At 66.5% G+C, this 624-nt stretch carries 1 protein-coding gene; it reads right to left on the bottom strand.

The genetic code is table 11. The features are described from left to right. Positions 1 to 624: bifunctional diguanylate cyclase/phosphodiesterase (locus tag KYG_RS22360; RefSeq protein ID WP_008907215.1), on the bottom strand; the 624-nt coding region annotated here is incomplete at both ends.

Here is a 624-nt window from a genome sequence, read left to right as displayed (position 1 = left end):
AGCACGTCCCGCACAAAGCTCTGGTCAATCTTGACCTGGTCGAGCGGCAGCCGCTTGAGGTAGGACAGGGACGAGTACCCGGTGCCAAAGTCATCCAGCGCAAAGCCCACGCCTTCGCTTTTGAGCTGCACCATGCGCGCGATGGTGTCTTCGATGTCCCCCAGCAGCAGGCTTTCGGTGAGTTCCAGCTTGAGTTTGGCCGGTTCTGCGTGGTGCTCTTTGAGGGTCTGCAGCACTTCGGCCACGAAGCCGGGTTGCCGGAACTGCCGGGCGCTGACGTTCACGGAGATGCAAAGGTGGGCGGTGGCTTCGTGCTGGCTCCAGCGCTGCAGCTGTGCGCAGGCGGTTCTGAGGACGTATTGGCCCAGCGGGAGGATGAGGCCGGTCTGTTCGGCCAGGGGGATGAAGTCGCCGGGGCTGATCATGCCGCGCTGGGGGTGGCGCCAGCGCACCAGGGCTTCTGCGCCCAGAAGGCGCGACTGGTGGTCCACGACGGGCTGGTAGTGCACCAGCAGCTCGCCCCGGGCCAGGCCCTGGCGCAGGTCGGCTTCCAGGTTGGAGCGGGCGTTCACGGCGGCCTGCATGTCGGGGTCGAAGAAGCGCTGGGTGTTGCGGCCTGCGGCC

The organism is Acidovorax sp. NO-1, from assembly GCF_000238595.1.
Taxonomy (GTDB): Bacteria; Pseudomonadota; Gammaproteobacteria; order Burkholderiales; family Burkholderiaceae_C; genus Acidovorax.
The sequence above is the reverse complement of the archived record's forward strand: the minus strand, read 5'-3'. Positions and strand labels throughout refer to the sequence as shown.